The organism is Curtobacterium sp. MCLR17_054, from assembly GCF_003234335.2.
Taxonomy (GTDB): Bacteria; Actinomycetota; Actinomycetes; order Actinomycetales; family Microbacteriaceae; genus Curtobacterium; species Curtobacterium flaccumfaciens.
Genome location: NZ_CP126263.1, coordinates 3170379 through 3188447 on the forward strand (window position 1 = coordinate 3170379; position 18069 = coordinate 3188447).

The 18069-nt window shown below is 71.4% G+C and carries 19 protein-coding genes; 13 read left to right on the top strand and 6 right to left on the bottom strand.

The annotated features are described in order from the left end of the window. The first annotated feature begins 59 nt into the window (after positions 1-59). The 10 genes from DEJ08_RS14975 to DEJ08_RS15020 are packed head-to-tail and all read left to right on the top strand — an operon-like array spanning position 60 to position 11301. On the top strand, positions 60-1241 hold the full coding sequence (locus DEJ08_RS14975) for a sugar ABC transporter substrate-binding protein (RefSeq protein WP_111055464.1): 1182 nt from the start codon (positions 60-62) through the stop codon (positions 1239-1241). Continuing rightward, on the top strand, positions 1238-2944 hold the full coding sequence (locus DEJ08_RS14980; RefSeq protein WP_111055465.1) for a sugar ABC transporter ATP-binding protein: 1707 nt from the start codon (positions 1238-1240) through the stop codon (positions 2942-2944). The genes DEJ08_RS14975 and DEJ08_RS14980 overlap by 4 nt, the downstream gene beginning before the upstream one ends. Further along, entirely contained in the window at positions 2944-3981 is a 1038-nt protein-coding gene (locus tag DEJ08_RS14985; protein ID WP_111055466.1) for an ABC transporter permease, read from the top strand. Before DEJ08_RS14980 ends, DEJ08_RS14985 begins: the two co-directional genes overlap by 1 nt. Positions 3982-4037: 56 nt before the next feature. Then, positions 4038-5138, top strand: a complete 1101-nt coding sequence (gene rutA / locus DEJ08_RS14990) for a pyrimidine utilization protein A (protein WP_111055467.1) — start codon at positions 4038-4040, stop codon at positions 5136-5138. After that, positions 5135-6046 carry a carbon-nitrogen hydrolase family protein gene (locus DEJ08_RS14995; RefSeq protein ID WP_111055468.1) on the top strand — a complete coding sequence of 304 codons (912 nt, stop codon included), beginning with the start codon at positions 5135-5137 and terminating at the stop codon, positions 6044-6046. The genes rutA and DEJ08_RS14995 overlap by 4 nt, the downstream gene beginning before the upstream one ends. Continuing rightward, on the top strand, positions 6043-7686 hold the full coding sequence (locus DEJ08_RS15000; RefSeq protein WP_111055469.1) for an amidase: 1644 nt from the start codon (positions 6043-6045) through the stop codon (positions 7684-7686). The genes DEJ08_RS14995 and DEJ08_RS15000 overlap by 4 nt, the downstream gene beginning before the upstream one ends. Before the next feature lie 43 nt (positions 7687-7729). Continuing rightward, positions 7730-9187 (top strand): MFS transporter, encoded by a 1458-nt coding sequence (locus tag DEJ08_RS15005; protein WP_181439067.1) that lies wholly within the window; start codon positions 7730-7732, stop codon positions 9185-9187. Positions 9188-9233: 46 nt separating this feature from the next. Continuing rightward, positions 9234-9857 carry an isochorismatase family protein gene (locus DEJ08_RS15010; RefSeq protein ID WP_111047322.1) on the top strand — a complete coding sequence of 208 codons (624 nt, stop codon included), beginning with the start codon at positions 9234-9236 and terminating at the stop codon, positions 9855-9857. Continuing rightward, a complete protein-coding gene (locus DEJ08_RS15015) occupies positions 9854-10486 on the top strand; it encodes a TetR/AcrR family transcriptional regulator (protein WP_111032736.1) in 633 nt (210 codons plus the stop codon). Before DEJ08_RS15010 ends, DEJ08_RS15015 begins: the two co-directional genes overlap by 4 nt. Continuing rightward, complete coding sequence (locus DEJ08_RS15020; protein WP_071405936.1) at positions 10483-11301, top strand: GntR family transcriptional regulator; 819 nt, start codon at positions 10483-10485, stop codon at positions 11299-11301. Before DEJ08_RS15015 ends, DEJ08_RS15020 begins: the two co-directional genes overlap by 4 nt. 17 nt (positions 11302-11318) lie before the next feature. Here DEJ08_RS15020 and DEJ08_RS15025 read toward each other — a convergent pair whose 3' ends face one another. The 3 genes from DEJ08_RS15025 to DEJ08_RS15035 form a co-directional block, all read right to left on the bottom strand. After that, positions 11319-11549, bottom strand: coding sequence for a helix-turn-helix domain-containing protein (locus DEJ08_RS15025; protein ID WP_071245067.1), 231 nt, complete (start codon positions 11547-11549; stop codon positions 11319-11321). After that, entirely contained in the window at positions 11549-12160 is a 612-nt protein-coding gene (locus DEJ08_RS15030) for a hypothetical protein (RefSeq protein WP_111024466.1), read from the bottom strand. The genes DEJ08_RS15025 and DEJ08_RS15030 overlap by 1 nt, the downstream gene beginning before the upstream one ends. Positions 12161-12237: 77 nt before the next feature. Further along, a complete protein-coding gene (locus DEJ08_RS15035) occupies positions 12238-13269 on the bottom strand; it encodes a YeiH family protein (protein WP_111055471.1) in 1032 nt (343 codons plus the stop codon). A gap of 9 nt (positions 13270-13278) precedes the next feature. Here DEJ08_RS15035 and DEJ08_RS15040 point away from each other — a divergent pair, with 9 nt between their 5' ends. After that, positions 13279-13992, top strand: coding sequence for a hypothetical protein (locus DEJ08_RS15040; RefSeq protein WP_111055472.1), 714 nt, complete (start codon positions 13279-13281; stop codon positions 13990-13992). Here the strand turns inward: DEJ08_RS15040 and DEJ08_RS15045 are convergent. Next, complete coding sequence (locus tag DEJ08_RS15045; protein WP_284180477.1) at positions 13986-14603, bottom strand: LppP/LprE family lipoprotein; 618 nt, start codon at positions 14601-14603, stop codon at positions 13986-13988. The two genes, DEJ08_RS15040 and DEJ08_RS15045, sit on opposite strands and share 7 nt — an antisense overlap. A 133-nt stretch (positions 14604-14736) precedes the next feature. Here DEJ08_RS15045 and DEJ08_RS15050 point away from each other — a divergent pair, with 133 nt between their 5' ends. Together DEJ08_RS15050 and DEJ08_RS15055 are read left to right on the top strand one after the other, a co-directional pair. Next, positions 14737-15567, top strand: a complete 831-nt coding sequence (locus tag DEJ08_RS15050) for an alpha/beta hydrolase (protein ID WP_181439068.1) — start codon at positions 14737-14739, stop codon at positions 15565-15567. Between the two features lie 146 nt (positions 15568-15713). Further along, positions 15714-16058 carry a hypothetical protein gene (locus DEJ08_RS15055; RefSeq protein WP_071405928.1) on the top strand — a complete coding sequence of 115 codons (345 nt, stop codon included), beginning with the start codon at positions 15714-15716 and terminating at the stop codon, positions 16056-16058. Positions 16059-16131: 73 nt separating this feature from the next. On the opposite strand, the gene DEJ08_RS15060 is transcribed toward DEJ08_RS15055, so the two are convergent. Beyond that, positions 16132-17496, bottom strand: coding sequence for an MFS transporter (locus tag DEJ08_RS15060; protein ID WP_111055475.1), 1365 nt, complete (start codon positions 17494-17496; stop codon positions 16132-16134). Positions 17497-17763: 267 nt separating this feature from the next. Further along, entirely contained in the window at positions 17764-17934 is a 171-nt protein-coding gene (locus DEJ08_RS15065; protein WP_164941189.1) for a hypothetical protein, read from the bottom strand. Positions 17935-18069 lie beyond the last annotated feature (135 nt).

An 18069-nucleotide genomic window follows, 5' to 3' on the forward strand; every position in this document is an offset into this window, starting at 1 on the left:
GCTCCGGCTCCCCGTCCCCGCACCTTCCCTGCTCCACCCGTCCAGGAGGTCCCCGACCAATGTCGTCCCCCGCACCGTCCCGAACGCGTCCGTCGCGTCCCGCGCTCCTCGCCGCCGCACTCGCCGGCGTGCTGCTGCTGTCCGCCTGCTCCGCCACCTCGACCGCGTCGACGAGTTCCGGTGACGACACCGCCGGTGTCGAGCACGCCACGAGCCAGATCAAGGCCGCCAGCGTCGACCCCGAGTTCACCTTCGAGGGCGCTCGCTTCGACATGTCGGGCATCGCCGGCAAGACGATCTTCAACATCCCGAACTCGTCCGCCGTCCCCTTCATCACCGCGGTCGACGAGGCCGGCGAGGAGGTCGCCGAGCAGTACGGCGCGAAGTGGATCGAGTACACGAACCAGGGCACGCCCACCGAGCACTCCGCCGGCATCGACCAGGCGATCAGCCGCGGAGCCGACATCATCGTGCTGGCGCAGGGCGTCAACGGCGAACTGATCGTCCCGGCGCTGAAGCGTGCGAAGGCAGCGGGGATCCCCGTGCTGATCAGTCACACCTACCAGACCGGGCAGGCGCTGCCGGACCAGCTGCAGGACCTCGTCGCCGCGCAGGTGACCGCCCCGTTCCACGAAGCCGCGAAGCTCAACGCCGACTGGGCCATCAAGGAGACCAAGGGCCAGGGCGACGTCCTCATCATCACGTCGTCCGAGGTGCCGCCGTCCGACGGCATCGTCAAGGCGATGCAGGACGAGTTCGAGGCGCAGTGCGACGGCTGCAAGGTGAAGGTGACGAACGTCCCCGTCGCCGACTGGGCGACGAAGATCTCGTCGACCGTGCAGTCGGCGGTGCAGTCCGACCCGAACCTCGACTACGTCCTGCCGGTCTACGACTCGATGACGCTGTACGTCGAGGCCGGCGTGACCGCTGCCGGCAAGACCGGCCAGGTCTTCACCTCCTCGTACAACGGCACCCCCGCGGTGCTGAAGATCCTGCAGGAGGGCAGCGTCCTCACGATGGACATCGGCGAGAACATGGAGTGGCTCGCCTACGCGACGCTCGACCAGGCCGGCCGTGTCCTGACCGGCACGCCGATCATCGAGGACGGCGACGAGAAGACCCCGCTGAAGGTCTTCACGAAGGACAACGTCGACGAGACCGGCACGCCGCCGGCGCCGAGCAAGGGCTACGGCGACGCGTACAAGACCGGGTACGAAGCGATCTGGGGCGCGGCCGAGTGACCGCCACCCGGGAGGCACGGCTCGGCTCCGCATCGTCCGCTGCGGTCGTCGGGTCCGGTGCGGACACCGCGTCCGATGCGGTCATCGGGTCCGTCGCGGACACCGCGCCGGTCCTGCGGATCAGCGGGCTCACGAAGCGCTTCGGCGGGCTGACCGCACTCGACGACGTCGACCTCGAGGTCCTGCCGGGCCAGGTCCACGCGCTCCTCGGCGAGAACGGCTCCGGCAAGTCGACCCTCATCAAGATCCTGTCCGGCACGTACGCGCCGGAGCCGGGCGCGACGATCGAGGTCCGAGGCGCCCGACTGCCCCTGCCGGTGCCTCCCGGGTACTTCCGCCGCGTCGGGATCAGCTTCGTCCACCAGGACCTCGCACTCGTGCCGTCGCTCGGCGTGACCGAGAACCTCCGGCTCGCGACCGTGGTGGCCGGGCGCGGACCCTTCGTCCGCTGGGGCGCCGAGCACCGTGCCGCGGCCGAGCTGTTCGCGCGGTACGGGGTGGACATCGACCCGCGAGCACGGATCGACGAACTCACCGACACCCAGAAGGCCCTCGTCGCGATCCTGCGGGCCGTCGCCGAGCTGGGCGACGACCGGGCGCTCATCGTGCTCGACGAGCCGACGGTCTTCCTGCCGAAGGAGGACGCCGACCTGCTGTTCCGCGTCGTGAAGGACCTCGTGGCGGACGGCCGTACCTCGGCACTGCTGGTGTCGCACGACATGTCCGAGGTCCTCCAGCACGCCGACCGGGTCACCGTCCTGCGGGCGGGCCGGGTCCAGGCGCATCGGGACACCGCCACGACGACGGCGGACGAGCTCGTCTCCCTCATCGTCGGACGCGGACTGGACGGTCCCGCCGCCAGGACTCCGCGCCCGGCGACCACCGGCGACGCCGTCGTGACGGTGCGGGACCTCCGGGTCGGTGTCGTCGACGGTCTGTCGTTCGACGTCGCGGACGGCGAGGTCGTCGGCATCACCGGGCTCGCCGGCTCCGGTGTCGAGGACGTGCTGCCCGGCCTGTACGGCGCACGGCCCGCGACCGGCTCGCTCGCCGTGCGGCACGACGGGGCGACGCCCGCGCCGGTCGACCTGGCACGGGTGACGCCCGGCTCGTCGATCGCCCGCGGCGTCGTGTACGTCCCCGCGGACCGCAAGCGCGAGGGCGGGGCGCTCACCCTGTCCGTCGAGCAGAACGTCACGCTCCCCGTCCTCGGGAAGCTCCGCGGGCTGCTCGGCCTGTCGCCCGCGCGGGAACGGGCCCACGTCGCGGGACTCGTCCGCGACTACGACGTCCGCCCCGCCGACCCGGCCGCCCTGTTCGGGACACTGTCCGGCGGCAACCAGCAGAAGGCCGTCCTGGCCAAGTGGATGCAGGACGACCCGAGGCTCGTGCTGCTGCAGGAACCGACCCAGGGCATCGACGTCGGGGCCCGCGCCGCGATCTTCTCGATGCTCCGCCGGAGTGCGGAGCAGGGCGTCACGATCGTCTGCGCCTCCACCGACTACGACCAGCTCGCGCAGGTGTGCGACCGCGTCGTCGTGCTCGCCCACGGCCGCGTGCACGACGTGCTGACCGACGACCGCATCGACCGCGACGTCATCGCGGCTGCCGTCGTGGCGAGCCTCGTCGACGACGACGCCCCGGCGTCCCCCGCCGTGCCCTCCTCCCCCGATGCCTCCTCCGCAGTCAAGGAGAACGCCTGATGTCCACCACCGCCGACCCCGTCCTCGAGACCTCGATCGTCCGTCCGACCCGCCCGCGCTTCTCGTGGGGGCACACCGAGCGGTACGCGCTGCTCGGCGCCTGGCTCGTCATCGTCGTCGCGTTCAGCATCGCGCTGCCCGACACCTACCCGACCCTCGGCAACCTGCAGAACATCCTCGGATCACAGTCGGTGCTGCTCATCCTGGCGCTCGGGTTCCTGTTCCCGCTCACCGCGGGTGAGTTCGACCTCTCCGGCGCTTCGACGATGTCGCTCTCCGCCATGACCATCGCCGTGCTCAACGCGAAGATGGACGTCCCGCTCGTGCCCGCGATCGCCGCCGGCCTGGTCATCGGCGTCGTCGTGGGGCTGGTCAACGGCCTGCTCACCGTCGGGTTCCGCATCGACTCGTTCATCGTCACCCTCGGCACGTCGACGTTCATGATCGGGATCATCCAGTGGATGAGCGCGTCGTCGTCGGTGACGGGCATCGACCCGGCGCTCGTGCAGGCCACCGTCGGGTGGCGTGGGCTCGCGGGCCTGCCGCTCGCGTTCGTCTACGGGCTGATCGCCACCGTCGTCGTCCTGGTCGTGCTGAGCGCCACCCCGGTCGGCCGGCGACTGCTGTTCGTCGGCACCGGCCGCACCGTCGCCGAACTCTCCGGGCTCAACGTGCGACGGCTGCGGGTCGGCGCGTTCGTCGGCGCGGGGCTCACCGCCGCGGTCGCCGGGGTCGTGTACGCCGGCACCCTCGGTGGCGCCGACCCGTCGAGCGGACAGTCGTTCCTGCTCCCCGCGTTCGCCGCCTGCTACCTCGGCGCGACCGCGATCGTCCCCGGCCGCTTCAACGCGATCGGCACCTTCATCGCCGTGTACTTCCTGTTCTCCGGAGTCGTCGGCCTGCAGATGCTCGGCGCCGACAACTTCGTGCAGCAGCTGTTCTACGGCGGCGCCCTCATCGTCGCCGTCGCCGTGTCGCAGACCATCCGGCGGCACTCCGTCGCGACCGCCGCCAAGGCCGCCGCGAAGCGTTCCTGACCCCGCTCCCCCCGTTCGTCCCTCCCTCGACACCCACCACAGAAAGCGAGTCCCCCATGGACATCGGCGTCTTCATCCCGATCGGCAGCAACGGCTGGCTCATCTCCACCACGTCGCCCCAGTACAAGCCGTCGTTCGACCTGAACCTCGAGATCGTGCAGAAGGCCGAGTCGTACGGCTTCGACTTCGCCCTCTCGATGATCAAGCTGCGCGGCTTCGGCGGCCCGAGCGGCTTCTGGGACGAGAACCTCGAGTCCTTCACCCTGATGGCCGGTCTCGCTGCCCGCACCGAGCGGATCCGCCTGTTCGCGACGACCGCCGTCCTGACCATCCCGCCGGCGATCGCGGCACGCATGGCGGCGACCGTCGACTCGATCTCGCACGGCCGCTTCGGGCTGAACCTGGTCGCCGGGTGGCAGAAGGCGGAGTACGACCAGATGGGCCTCTGGCCGGGCGACGAGGTGCACTTCAAGCGCCGCTACGCCTACCAGACCGAGTACATGCAGGTGATGAAGGAACTGTGGGAGACCGGCCGGAGCGACTTCCACGGCGAGTACTTCCAGATGGACGACTGCCGGATGCTCCCCCGGCCGACGTCGCACATCCCGATCGTCTCGGCCGGCCAGTCGTCGCAGGGCATGGCGTTCGCCGCGGAGTACTCGGACTACAACTTCTCGATGGGCGTCGGCGTGAACACCCCGACCGCCTACGCCGAGCAGAACCAGGCCCTGCTCGAGGCCCGCGAGAAGACCGGCCGCGACGTCGGCTCCTACGTGCTCTTCATGGTCATCGCCGACGAGACCGACGAGGCCGCCCAGGCGAAGTGGGAGCGGTACAGCGACGGGGTCGACGTCGAGGCCATCGCCTGGATGACCGGCCAGGCGCTCACCGACGCCGAGGGCGAGGAGGGCAACACGGCGAAGCGGATCTCGCTGCCCGAGGGCGCCGTGAACATGAACATGGGCACGCTCGTCGGCTCCTACGACCACGTCGCGGCGATGCTCGACGAGGCCGCGGCGGTCGAGGGCACGAAGGGCATCATGCTGGTGTTCGACGACTTCCTGCAGGGGATGGACGACTTCGGCACCCGCATCCAGCCGCTGATGCGCACCCGCGAGGGCGTGGCGTCGGCTGCTCCGAGCGCGGTCACGGCATGAGCGCCGCAGCGAGCCGTCCGGTCATCGAGGTCGCGGTCGTCCAGGCCGGCGAGGTCCCCGCCGACCACGACGTCGCCCTCGACGAGCTCATCGCCCTGTTCGAGGAAGCCGCTGTCGGCGCCGACCTCGTCGTCTTCCCCGAGCTCTGCACCACGCCCTACTTCTGCGGCGTGGTCAACGACAGCCGGAAGTCCTGGGCACAGCCCGTCCCCGGTCCGGCGACCGCCCGCTTCGCGAGTGCGGCGAAGCGTCTGGGCACCGCCGTCGCCTTCGGTCTCTACGAGGACGCCGGTGGGGCCCAGTACAACAGCGCGGTGCTCATCGACGCCGACGGCACGCTCGTGCCGGGCACCGACGTGCACGGCGACCGTGTGGCGTCGTACCGCAAGACCTCGATCCCGACGAACGCGATCTCCGACGTCGACGAGAAGCACTACTTCGAAGCCGGTTCCGGACCGGTCGTGTTCGACGCCCTCGGCACCCGCTTCGGCATGCTCATCTGCTACGACCGGAGCTTCCCGGAGTACTGGCTCGCGTCACGGGCCGCCGGCGCCGAGGTGATGCTCGTGCTCGTGTCCTCGATGGGCTTCCGCGAGACCCTGTTCACCCAGGAACTGCAGGTCCGCGCGCTCGAGACCCAGACGTGGGTCCTCGCCCCGAACCGCGGCGGCGAGGAGACCGTCGACGGCAAGACCGTCAGCTACTTCGGTCGGTCCTCGGTCGTCTCACCACGGGGTGACCTGGTCGTCTCGGCCCCGGCCCACCAGGCGGGGCCGATCATCCGGGCCACCATCGACGTCGGCGAGGTCGCGGCAGCCCGCCGGGACTTCCCGCTCGGACGTGACCGGCAGCCCGGGGTGTTCCGGTACCTCGCCGACGCCCACGCAGCGGCGGCGGTCCCCGCGTGACGGACGTCGCCGCCCTGGTCCGCGGCACCATCGCACCGCAGCTCGACCGCGCGCTGGCCGCGAGCCGCGCGAACCCGTTGCCCGCCGCCCCGTCGGCACTGCCCGCGGAACCGGCGCACAGCGCGCAGCTGTTCGGCCGGCTCCTGGACGCAGCGGTCGAGGGGGCGCCGGCGCCGACCGCTGCCGGTCCGGACGACGACCTGGCGGCGTCCCGGGCAGCCGCCGACCCCGCCGCCGCCTCGGTCGTCGAGCTCCTCGCCGCGTACCGGTCCGGCACCACGACCCCGTCCGAGGTCCTCGCCACACTCGCGCCGCACTGGACGAGCGACGACGTCTGGTCCGACGCCGTCCTGCGCCTGGTGCACGGGGCTGAGGAAGCCGCCGCCGAGTCCACCCGCCGCTGGGCGGACGACGACGCCCGGCCGCTCGAGGGGATCCCGTTCGCCGTGAAGGACATCATCGACGTCGCGGGGACGATCGTCACGAGCGGCTCGCTCCAGACCGGTGACCGTGTGGCCCCGGCCGACGCCACCGTCGTGGCCCGGCTCCGCTCCGCCGGCGCGATCCCGGTGTTCACGGCGGCCACCACCGAGTTCGCCTGCGGCGGGCCGCACAACGCCCGGTACGGCGCCGTGCGGAACCCCTGGGACCCCGAGCGCTGGACGGGTGGCTCCTCGACGGGGTCGGGTTCGGCGCTCGCTGCCCGGATCGTCCCGCTCGCGCTCGGATCGGACACCGGCGGGTCGATCCGCGTGCCGTCCGCCCTCTGCGGGACCACCGGGATCAAGCCGACCTACGGGCTCGTGCCGCGAACCGGGGTCGCAAGCCTGTCGTGGACCCTCGACCACGTCGGACCGATGGCACGCTCCGCGGAGGACCTCGCGCTCGTCCTGCGGGTCCTCGCCGGCTCCGACGGCCAGGACCCGACGACGTTCCCCGCCGTCCCGCTCATCGAGGCCGCGCCGGAACGGGTCGAGGGGCTCCGGATCGGGGTCCCGCTCGGCTGGTTCACCGAACGCGTCGACCGTGCGGTGCTCGATGCACACGCCGCGGCGGTCGAGCGGTTCCGCGAGCTCGGTGCGACCCTCGTACCGATCGAGTTCGACGACCTGGAGTCGATCGACTCGGAGTGCTGGACGGTGTTCTACGGTGAGCTCGCCGCGAACCAGGAGGCCAACGCCGGCACGGCCGACCTGTTCGACGCCGGGACCCGCGCCCGGTTCGACGTGTCGTTCCTGCCGACCGCTGCCGACTACCTCCGGGCACTCCGCCGTCGCCCGCTCGTGCAGGCCGCGATGGTCACCCGGATGGACGAGGCCGGCGTCGACGTGGTGCTCACCCCCGGGATCGGTGCCACCGCCCCGCGGCTCGACGACCTGACGATGTCGGTCGACGGCGAGCGCTTCAACCTGCACGACGTCATCCCCCGGAACACCCGGCTGTTCGACTACGTGGGGTTCCCCGCGCTGATGATGCCGGCGGGCACGGCGCCGGACGGTCTGCCCGTCGGCGTGCAGCTCGTCGCGCGGCCGTGGGACGACCGCCTCGTGCTGTCCGCAGCGGCCGCCTTCCAGCGGACCACGACGCACCACCGCAGGGTGCCGTCGTCGTCCGCCGTGCGAGGGCCGAGCGATCGGTAGCCGCACCGTCGACGACGGCGCCGCCCGGCGACGCGCCTGGCAGGTGCTCTGCGCGTCGAGCCTCAGCGTCGTCCTCGTCTTCATCTCCTCGAGCGCACTCCTCATCGCGCTCCCCGACGTCAGCCGTGACCTCGATGCCAGCGCCGTGCAGTCCAGCTGGGTGCTCCTCAGCTACATGCTCACCACGACCACCCTCATCCTGGTCTTCGGGCGCATCGCCGACCTGGTCGGTCGTCGCCGCCTCTACATCGCCGGGATCCTCGTCTTCCTGCTCGCCTCACTCGCGTGCGGCTTCGCTCCCGACGCGGCGGTGCTGCTCGGCGCCCGACTCGTGCAGGGCGTGGGCGCGGCGGCGATCGTCACCAACACGACCGCGCTGCTCACCGATGTCTTCCCGGAGTCGATCCTGTCGCTCGGCCTCGGTCTGAACGCCACGGTCGCCGCGGTGGGGCAGGTCATCGGTCCGGTCGTGGGCGGCCTGGTCGCCGAGTCGTTCGGGTGGCGCTGGATCTTCCTCGCCGGCGTGCCGATCTCACTGGCCGGACTCATCTGGTCGCTCCGGTTGATCCCGCACAGCACGCGTCCCCGTTCCGGCGAGCGCCTCGACGTGCCGGGGTCGGTCCTGTCCGTCGCCGCCGTCGGACTGCTCGTCGGTGCGGTCTCGACCGGCGGCTCGGTCGGTTGGTCGGCCGTCCCCGTCGTCGCGATGACCGGCGGCGCGGTCGTGCTCGGCGGTGTCTTCGTGTGGACCCAACGCCGGGTCGCGCACCCCCTGGTCGACCCGGCGATCTTCCGCGACCGCACCACCATCACCCTGTTCTCCGCCGCCGGGCTGTGCGCCCTGTCCAGCTACGCACTGGTCCTGCTGGCTTCCCTGTCGTTCCAGGCGGTCGACGGCAAGGACGCCGTCGACGCCGCCCTCTGGGTACTGCCCACGCCGATCGGCACGATGGTCGCGGCGGTGAGCGCCGGGTTCCTCGCCCGCCGGGTCGCCGCGCGGACGCTGTCGACCATCGGCATGCTCCTCATCGCGCTCGGCGCCGCGGTGCTCGCGGTGTCCCTCGCCGACGGCGACGCCTACGCCGTCACCGCCACCGGCCTCGGCGCCGTCGGGGTCGGCACCGGCGTGTTCATGACGCCGAGCACGTCGGCACTGATGACCCGCGTCCCGGAGCACCGCCGCGGCATCGCGAACGCCATCCGTTCGGCCCTGCAGAACGCTGGTTTCCTGTTCTCGACGGCGCTCGGCCTCGCGATCGCGACGGGCGGCCTGTCCGCGGCCCAGGCGGCTGCGGCCTACGACGGCAGCCTGCTCAGCCTGCCGTCCGGCGACGTCCAGGTGTTCGTCGACGGCGTCCGCGCCGCGGCGCTGACGTTCGCCGGCTGCGCGGCCCTGGGGGCGCTCATCGTCGCGTTCGGTCCGTTCGGGCCTCCCGACCGGGAGGCGCCACTCCGGCCCGACAGGTCGGGGCCGATCCCCGAGCCGGGGGCGTCCACGTGACCGTCCCCACCCTGGCAACGACCACCCACGACGGAAGCAGGACGCCATGACCGACGACCACCAGGACTACGCGGCAGCCGGCTTCACCGGCACACTCCGCCCAGGACGACGCGCTGCGCTCGTCGTGGTCGATCCGGTCCGCGCCTACGTCGACCCCGACTGCGGGCTCTACGCGGGCGTCGAGGAACCCGTCGAGCGGATGCGGGAGCTCACCGCCGCTGCCCGCGCCGCCGGGGTGCACGTGGCGATCACGACGATGGCGCTCTCCGCCGACGGGTCCAACGCCGGCGTGTTCTTCCGCAAGGTGCCGGCACTCGCCGCGTACCTGCCCGGCGCGTCGACCGGAGCGTTCGTCGACGGGCTCGAACCCCTCGACGGCGACACCCTGGTGCCCAAGCAGTACCCGAGCGCGTTCTTCGGCACGTCGCTGGCCGCCGACCTCGTCGCCCGCGGCGTCGACACGCTCTTCATCGCGGGGCTGTCGACGAGCGGGTGCATCCGCGCGACGGCCACGGACGCCATGCAGCACGGGTTCGTGCCGATCGTCGTGCGCGAAGCCGTCGGCGACCGGTTGCCGAGCGTGCACGAAGCCAACCTGTTCGACATCGCCGCCAAGATCGGCGAGGTCTGGCCCATGGACCAGGTCCTCGAGCACTGGGACGCGGCATGAGCACCACGACGCGCATCGAGGCGCCGGTCCGGGGCCGGCCGCGGAGCGCTGCCGTCGGCGAGTCCGTGTACACCGCGTGCGTCGAGATCCTGGCCGAGGGCGACCCCCGCGCGTTCACGATCCGCGCCGTCGCCGACGCGGCCGGCGTGGGTGCGGCGACGATCTACCGGCGGTGGTCGAGCAAGGAGGTCCTGCTCACCGAGACCGTGATCCGGCTGATGGAGGAGCACATCCCGACGGTGCAGGACGCCCCGATCGCCGAGGGTGTCCTCGGGCTCACCCGGGGATGGGTGCACGCCCTCGTCGCGACGCCGGTCGGTCGGGCACTCCCGCTCATCGTGGAGACCGCGTCGCACGAGCCGCGGGTCGCCGAGGCCGTCGCCGAGTGGCACCTGGACCGGCGGCTTCGGGTGAACGCGATGCTGCAGCGGGCGATGGACGCGGGCGACCTGCGACCGGACGTCGACCTCGGCATCGCCGTGGACCTGCTCGGCGGGCCGACGTTCTACCGACGCGTGTTCGTCTCGCTCGACATCCAGGCGCCCGACTACCCGGTGCGGCTGGCCCGGGAGTTCCTGCGGTGGGCCGGTTGGACTGGCGACCTGTCGACGGTGGGGGTGACCTCGTGACCGGGACCGTGCCGGAGGGGTTCGCCCCGTCCGCTGCCTGGACCGACATGGGGGTCGGGACGACACCGTCGGCACCGGGTCACTGGATCGGGTTCAACCGACGCTCCGACGCGGCCCGCCAGGTGTCCGACCTGATCCGGGCCGACATCGTCGCGGGGCGGTTCACCGGGCCGCTGCCGTACGAGTGGGAGTTGCTCGACCTGTACGGCACGACGCGGAACGTCCTGCGGGCTGCCCTCGCGTTGCTCAAGGAACAGCGGCTGCTCACCCGTGCGCCGCGATCGGGCACGTTCGGTGTGCGGCCCGTCGCCTCGGTGAGCCTGGCACGCACGTCCGACGAGGTCACGATCTACGGCGAGACGGCCGGGGGCAGCGTCTTCGAGTCGCCCCGGCTCAGCATCGTGCACCTGTGCGTGCAGCAGGTGACCGCGCCGGAGACCGTCCGGCGCAACCTGCAGATGACCGGCAGCAGCGCCTTCTTCGTCGAGAGCCTCATCTCGTTCGACGGCGAACCGAGCCGGGTCCGGACGAGCTGGGTCCCGCACGAGCGCTTCCCCGACCTGGTCGCCGAACCGCTGACCGAGTACGTGCCCGACGTGCTCGTCAGGAAGGCCGGCGCGCGGCCGGAGGCACGACGGTTGCTCCTGAGCACCGTGAACGCCGACCAGTGGACGGCCGACCTGCTCGACATCGATCCCGGCCAGGCGATCTTCCACATCGAACGGCTGATGTGCCTGGCCGACGGGACACCCGTCGAGTACGGGTTCTCGCGGTACCGCGGCGACCGGGCGGTGATCGACTCCCGGATCACGTGAGGCACGGGTGGGGATCGTCAGTCCGTGCGCACCGAGAAGACGTCGCCCGGTTGGCAGCCGAGCACCTCGCACAGTCGGGTGAGGGTGGAGAACCGGATCGCGCGGGCCCGGTTGTTCTTGAGCACCGAGAGGTTGACGACGGTCACACCGACGCGGTCGGCGAGCTCGGTCAGGGTCATCCCGCGCTCGGCCAGCAGGTCGTCGAGGTGACAGACGACCGCGTGGCCGTCCTCCTGTTCCGGGGGCATCAGACCAGCCCGGCCTGGTCCCGCACCATCCGCTGCGAGGCGGTGAGCGCGAACCGGAAGCAGACGACGACGAGCAGGCCGAGGTACACGGGCAGGAACTGGTGGTCGACCACCGGCGTGGGCAGGTACCCGTCCCATCCGAGCCCGGACACGACCCAGTTCCACCCCATCCGGCGGACGAACGACGGCAGGAACCCGGCGGCCAGCACCGCGCCGCCGAGCCAGTCGAGGATCCGGGTGGTCGAGCGGTCGAAGAGCCCGCCGCGTGAGATCTTCCAGGCCACCGCCGCCACCAGGGCGATGAGGGCGCTGACGAGCAGGACCTCCAGCGCGTCGCCGACGCGGATGTACCCGATCGCACCACCCGGCACGTCGGCGATCGGTGCCCGGAGCACGAGCTGGTCGGACGTCACCGTCGCACCACCCGGAGGCTGCGGGACGGCACTGGTCTCGCGGATCCGGATCGGCACCGCCACCGTGCCCGAGGCGATCGAGTGGACGAGCAGGTCGACGTACCGCCACACCACGATCGCGATGCCGATCGCACACGAGACGACGTAGGCCAGGTAGGAGTTCCGCCCGCGGGGCGGTTCGTAGACGGGCGTGGTCATGACTGCTTCCCCTGTCGATCATCGATACCATCGAATTTCGATGCAACGATAAACGATAGGTTCCGTGCCGGCAACCCCTACAGCAGCCCGAAGGCCGCCTGCATGCCCAGGCTCGTCCCCGCCACCAGGACCCACAGCGCGATGCCGAGCAGCATCGGCCGGAACCCGGCACGGCGGAGCGCGGCGAAGTCCGTCGAGCAGCCGATCGCGGCGAGCGCCACCGTGATGAGGAACGAGGCGGCCGTCGCGAACCCCGGCGCCACGGACGCGGGCAGGACCCCGACCGTCCGGAACAGCACCACCACGAGGAACCCGATCAGGAACCACGGCACCAGCCGGAACACACGGAACCCGCGACCCGGCCCCTTGGCGGGGGTGAGCTGCTCGCGGGAGGCGCGGCGGGCCTCCAGTCCGGCCAGCCCGATGACGATCGGGATGATCATCAGGGTGCGCACCAGCTTCACGACGACCGCGGTGTCGGTCGCCTGGCGGCCGTAGACGGTCGCCGTGGCGACGACGGACGACGTGTCGTTCACGGCGGTGCCCGCGAAGACGCCGAAGGCGTGCTGGCTGAGGCCCAGGGCGTGCCCGAGCAGCGGGAAGGCGAAGACGGCCGCGATGTTGCAGAGGAAGATCGTCGACATCGCGTAGGCGACGTCCGCACTGACCGCACCGATGACGGGTGTCACGGCGGCGATCGCCGAGGCACCGCAGATGCCGGTCCCGACGCCGATCAGGGTGCGGAGTGCGCCCGAGACCCGGAGCAGCCGACCGATCCCCCACGCGGCCACCAGGCAGACGACGAGCGTCGCGAGCATCACCGGCAGGGTCTCACCGCCGATGCGCAGGACCTCGCCGATGGACAGCTGCGCGCCGAGCAGGACCACGGCGAACTGCAGGACCCGGCTGGACGAGAACTTCACGCCGGGAGCCAGCGCGGCGAGTGTGCCACCGGTGCGACGCCGGACGAGCCACCCGACGACGGCACCGATCAGGACGGCGGGGACGGGACCGCCGACCACCGGGACGACCCGGCCGACGAGGGTGGCGACGATGCCGATCGCCACGGCGAGGGCGACACCGGGTGCGGCGGCACGGACGGACTGCATGGGAACAGCATGTCGCGCCCGCGGACGATCCGTGGCCGTGACGGGCAGGATGGCACGGTGGAGTACTCGGGGGAACGGTGGGTGCAGCGGCTGCGCGACGGGGAGGTGCCGAAGCGGGGGCCGGTGCTGCTCGCGGCGGTCGTCACCACGGCGGTGGGGCTCGCCGCGCTCGTCGCCGAGTTCGCGTTCCCGGACTTCCTGCGCGGCATCGACAGCGCCCGGACACAGGGGTCGTTCGTGCTGTGGCCGATCGTGGCCGCGGGGTTCGGGGTGCTGCTGGCCGTGTCGACGCTGTGCGCCGGGCGAGGCGACCGCCGAACGCTCACGCGCATCGGAGCGGGCCGGGCACCCCGGTTCCACCTGCCCGTGCTGACGTCCGGCCTGCGCACCTCCGACGACTTCCCGAAGCCCCGCCCCGAGGTCTGGACCGTCGACGAGTTCGGCCTGCACGCGTGGGCACCGTCACGGGACGCGCCGGTGTTCGACCTGCCGTGGGCGCGCATCCGACGGTTCTCCGTCGCGACGAGGGAGTCCCGCGGTCAGCGTGCCGACTTCGGCGTCTGGATCACCACGACCGACGGTGACGACGTGGTCGTGCAGCCGCGGTCTGCCCTCGGACGTGGGTTCGAGGCCGGACCGGACAAGCTCGACACCCTCGTTCATGTCCTCCGCACCCTGCAGCGGGAGCTCGGCGTGGCTTCCGCGCCGGCCGACCGTCACTGAGCGGGCGGGGTGTCCCCCGTCATCTCGACGCGGCCGGTCTCGTCGTTCCAGGTGAAGGTGGCCGTGGTGCGGCCGGAGGGCGCTGCGTTCGGCTCGCCGGCCTTGGCGAACCGGTAGGTCACCGTGACGGCCGAGTTGCTCTGTCGTTCGACGGTCGGCTCGAAGGCGTACTGCTGGGCAGTGGCAGTGCCGAGGTACCGGCCTTCGTGGAACAGCAGGATCGCGTACGGGGATCCTGCTGTCCCGAACTCGGGTGCGACCACGGACCAGGACAGTGGCGCGCAGGCGTCGTAGCCGGAGTAGTCGGCGTTCGCGGCGTCCCACTTCGCATCCTCGAGTCCGGCGGGCAGCGGCAGGGCCGCGATGCCATCGGCCGCAGCCGCGGCACCGCTCGACGGACCACAGGTCGGGGTCGGGGTCGGGGTCGGGGTCGGGGTCGGGGTCGGGGTCGGCGTCGGGGTGCTCGCGGCGTCGGAGGGCGACGCGGTCACGGTCTCGGTCACGGTCGGGGTCGCCGCACCGCCGTCCGCTCCGTCCGCGCCGGAACACCCCGTCAGCAGCGCGGCCAGGCTCGCAGTGGTCAGGATCAGGGCGGCTCTCGTCAGGCGCATGCCTCCACGCTGCCTGCCCCGCCGAGCGGTCGCCCGCATCGTTACCGGGCCGTGTCCCTCGCGACGCTCCGAAAGTACGCCTGTTCAAGCGCCGCGAGCCCGGCTCCCGCCCGCGCCCTGCGACACTGCTCCCATGCGGGGGAAGCAGCAGGACACGATCGAGGTCGCCGATGAACGGATCGACGGACCACACGGGCCGGTCCCCGTCCGGCGGTACCGACCGTTCGACCGGAGCGGCGGCACGGGAACCCCGACCCTGGTCTGGGTGCACGGCGGCGGGTTCTTCCGGGGCGACCTCGACCTGCCGGAGTCCGATGCCGTCGCACGGGAGCTCGCCGAGCGCGGGCTGCCGGTCGTGACCGTCGACTACCGCCTCGGACCGCTGCCCGGGCTGCCCTGGCTCGGCCGGGGTGGACCACGTGGGCGACGACGGGCGCCCCACGCGCGGGACGAGATCGTCGCCGTGCTCCGCAATCTGCACCACGAGGCACCGTCCGGCCTGCTGCTCGGTGGGGCGAGCGCCGGTGCGTGCCTGGCGGCATCCGCGGTCGCGACCGCCCCGCCACTGGCCGGCCTCGTGCTGACCTACGGGTTCTTCCACGCCCGACTCCCGCGTGACCGGGCGCTGCAGCGACTCGTCCGAGGGCACCGGCGGCTCACGCACGCGCCGCTGCTGCTCGACCTGAGCAACCGGGCCTACGCGGGCGGCCGCCCCACTGCGGTCTACCCGGAGTCCGACGACCTCGGCGGGTTCCCCCGCACCCTGCTGGTCGACGCCGAGCGGGACGTGATGCGCGCCTCGGGCGAGCGCTTCGCGGACGAGCTCGAGGCCGCGGGCACCGAGGTCGAACGACACGTCCTGCCGGGCAGCCGTCACGCGTTCCTCAACCGCCCCGGCACGCGGGACTTCGACGACACGATCGAACGCATCGTGGACTGGGCCGACCGGACCCCCATCCGCTGAACGCTCATCCATCTGCGAACGGCGGACATCCGGGGACGGCACGCCCGCGGCGGACGTACTCTGGAAACGGAAGCAACGGCGGTTCCGAATCCCCTTCGCCACGCTCCCTGCCGTGGCGTCTCACCACCGTGACGAAGAGTTCCATCGTGACCGAACACCTCATCGAGTACGTCGCCCGCGACCGCACGGGCATCACCGCCGTCGTGACACCGACCGGTGTCATCGACGTGGACACCGTGATCCAGCACATCCGCGCCGGCCACGCGGGGTACTACGTGGCTGCCGACTCGTGGAAGCGCACGCCGGTCCGGAGCATGTCCTTCATCGGCGGGACCTACCTGTTCGCCAACTGGGACGGATCGAAGCGGAACATGCTGCACGACCTGGCCTTCCGCTCACCGACCCGTTCGATCGAGACGCCCCACGAGCCGGAGTCGCGGTTCTCGCGGTTCCTCGACGCGCTGTTCGGCAGGCGCTCACCGCAGCTCTGATCCAGGCCACCCCGCCCGTCACGGCGCCTGCGCAGACGGGCCACGTGCGGTGCAGGTGACCGCCTGGAGGCGGTCAGCGGACCGACTTGATGGGCAGGATCACGAGGGCGCCGAGGATGACGGCGACGCCGGCACCCCAGAGCATGAGCGTGTAGTTCTGGCCGCCACCGATGCCGAGCAGGAACAGACCGACGGCGGGGGCGAGTGACTGCGGCAGGGCGTTCGCGATGTTGATGACGCCGAGGTCCTTGCCGGGGCGCTCCGGGTCGGGCAGCACGTCGACGACCAGGGCGGTGTCGATGGCGGCGTAGATGCCGAAGGCGAAACCGAGCACGATCTCGGCGAAGTAGAACCCGCCGACGCTTTCGACGTGGGCCAGGATCACCAGGCCGACGGCGGTCATGGCCGTCGAACCCCAGACGAAGACCTTGCGTCGCTGGATCCGGTCGGACACCCAGCCGGAGACGGCCGCACTGACGAGCAGGGCGATCGTGTACAGCAGGACGCCGAACGCGACGACCCCGACCGCTTCGCCCTGCGGGAGCCCGATGCGGTCCTGCATGTACAGCAGGCGGTACGTCGTGAACATGAACGTGCCGAAGGTGATGAGGAAACGGCCCCACCAGGCGAGCCCGAAGTCGCGGTGCTTGATCGGGTTCGTCCAGAACGAGCTGATCAGGTTTACCCAGCTGAAGGGCTTGACCGGCGTCGTCGGCAGGTCGTCGCGGGCGACGAACGAGTACACGAGGACCGCGACGATCGCCAGGACGCCCGGTGCGATGAACAGGACCGGCAGGTTGCCGACCAGGTACACGGCCAGGTAGAGCCCGGCCAGGATCGCGATGTTCTGTGCCAGGGCGATGACGCTCGAGGCCTTGCCGCGCTGGAACTCCGGCACGTTGTCGGCGAAGCTCGCCGTGAGCGTGGACAGGACGGCGTTGGCGGAGACCTGCGCCAGCACCCAGGCCAGGGTGAGCTGCAGCACGTCGGGCGAGAACGCGAGCCAGGCGAGGGAACCGACGAAGACGACGACACCGCCGACCATCCAGGGGCGGCGACGGCCCCACCGCGTGCGGGTGCGGTCGGAGAGCGCGCCGAACAGGGGGTTGGCGAACAGGGCGCCGAGCGCTCCGAACGGCAGGACCGAACCGACGACGGTCTCGGGGCTCGTCGGGTTCAGCTCCGTCGCCTTGATCGACATGCTCACGAAGACCGGGGTGAGCAGGGCGACGAACAGGCCGAACTGGGCGAAGCTGAGGCCCCAGAGGTAGCCGCGGCCCACCCGGACGGTGCTGACGGACTGCGTGATGCCCTCGACCGAGAACGCTCGGGACGCCGCGGCGTCCGTGGCGGTGGCTCCGGCGGCTGCGGTGACCGCTGGGGACGCGGTCCCGGCGATGCCCCGTGTGGGTTCTTCCTTCGACGTCGGTGTCGACATGACTCCTCCTTGAGTCACAGGGGGCTTCGGTGCCCGCTGAATCCCTAGTGCTGCTAGGTGATCGGGACTGTAGCACCGGAAACCTCGTGCCGGAAGGTTTTGCGCTGTTTGTTTCGTCGGGTGCGGACGGATGCGTGCGGATGCGTGCGGATGCGTGCGGATGCGTGCGGATGCGTGCGGATGCGTGCCGACGCAGAACGACACCGCCGTTGTCGGAAGACAACGACGGTGTCGTTCTGCATCGACCCGCAGGCCGGAAAGGAGCCGCTAGTGCTCGCCGTCCTCTTCCGGGTTGAAGTGCGAGTCGTCACCCGTGTGACCCGCGGCGAGGCCGTCGGGGTTGTTCGGGATGGTGTTGTCGTCGCCGAGGCCGCCCGGCTTCTCGGTGCCCTCGGAGTCGTTCTTCGGGGCGTCGTGCGTGTTGTCACTGTCGGTCATGAGCTGCTCCAGTGCAGAGATCGATCCGGCAGCACTGCCGCCGGTGGTACTGAGGACTCGGACAGTACGTGGCGCACCTCGGAAACCACCGTCCGGCCGGGGAAGCGGATGACAGGGACCGGGGTGATCGGTAGA

Coding starts and splice junctions, on each gene's coding strand:
- DEJ08_RS14975 (WP_111055464.1), top strand. CDS start 60: ATGTCGTCCCCCGCACCGTCCCGAACGCGTCCGTCGCGTCCCGCGCTC.
- DEJ08_RS14985 (WP_111055466.1), top strand. CDS start 2,944: ATGTCCACCACCGCCGACCCCGTCCTCGAGACCTCGATCGTCCGTCCG.
- rutA (WP_111055467.1), top strand. CDS start 4,038: ATGGACATCGGCGTCTTCATCCCGATCGGCAGCAACGGCTGGCTCATC.
- DEJ08_RS14995 (WP_111055468.1), top strand. CDS start 5,135: ATGAGCGCCGCAGCGAGCCGTCCGGTCATCGAGGTCGCGGTCGTCCAG.
- DEJ08_RS15010 (WP_111047322.1), top strand. CDS start 9,234: ATGACCGACGACCACCAGGACTACGCGGCAGCCGGCTTCACCGGCACA.
- DEJ08_RS15015 (WP_111032736.1), top strand. CDS start 9,854: ATGAGCACCACGACGCGCATCGAGGCGCCGGTCCGGGGCCGGCCGCGG.
- DEJ08_RS15025 (WP_071245067.1), bottom strand. CDS start 11,549: ATGCCCCCGGAACAGGAGGACGGCCACGCGGTCGTCTGTCACCTCGAC.
- DEJ08_RS15030 (WP_111024466.1), bottom strand. CDS start 12,160: ATGACCACGCCCGTCTACGAACCGCCCCGCGGGCGGAACTCCTACCTG.
- DEJ08_RS15035 (WP_111055471.1), bottom strand. CDS start 13,269: ATGCAGTCCGTCCGTGCCGCCGCACCCGGTGTCGCCCTCGCCGTGGCG.
- DEJ08_RS15040 (WP_111055472.1), top strand. CDS start 13,279: ATGTCGCGCCCGCGGACGATCCGTGGCCGTGACGGGCAGGATGGCACG.
- DEJ08_RS15045 (WP_284180477.1), bottom strand. CDS start 14,603: ATGCGCCTGACGAGAGCCGCCCTGATCCTGACCACTGCGAGCCTGGCC.
- DEJ08_RS15050 (WP_181439068.1), top strand. CDS start 14,737: ATGCGGGGGAAGCAGCAGGACACGATCGAGGTCGCCGATGAACGGATC.
- DEJ08_RS15060 (WP_111055475.1), bottom strand. CDS start 17,496: ATGTCGACACCGACGTCGAAGGAAGAACCCACACGGGGCATCGCCGGG.
- DEJ08_RS15065 (WP_164941189.1), bottom strand. CDS start 17,934: ATGACCGACAGTGACAACACGCACGACGCCCCGAAGAACGACTCCGAG.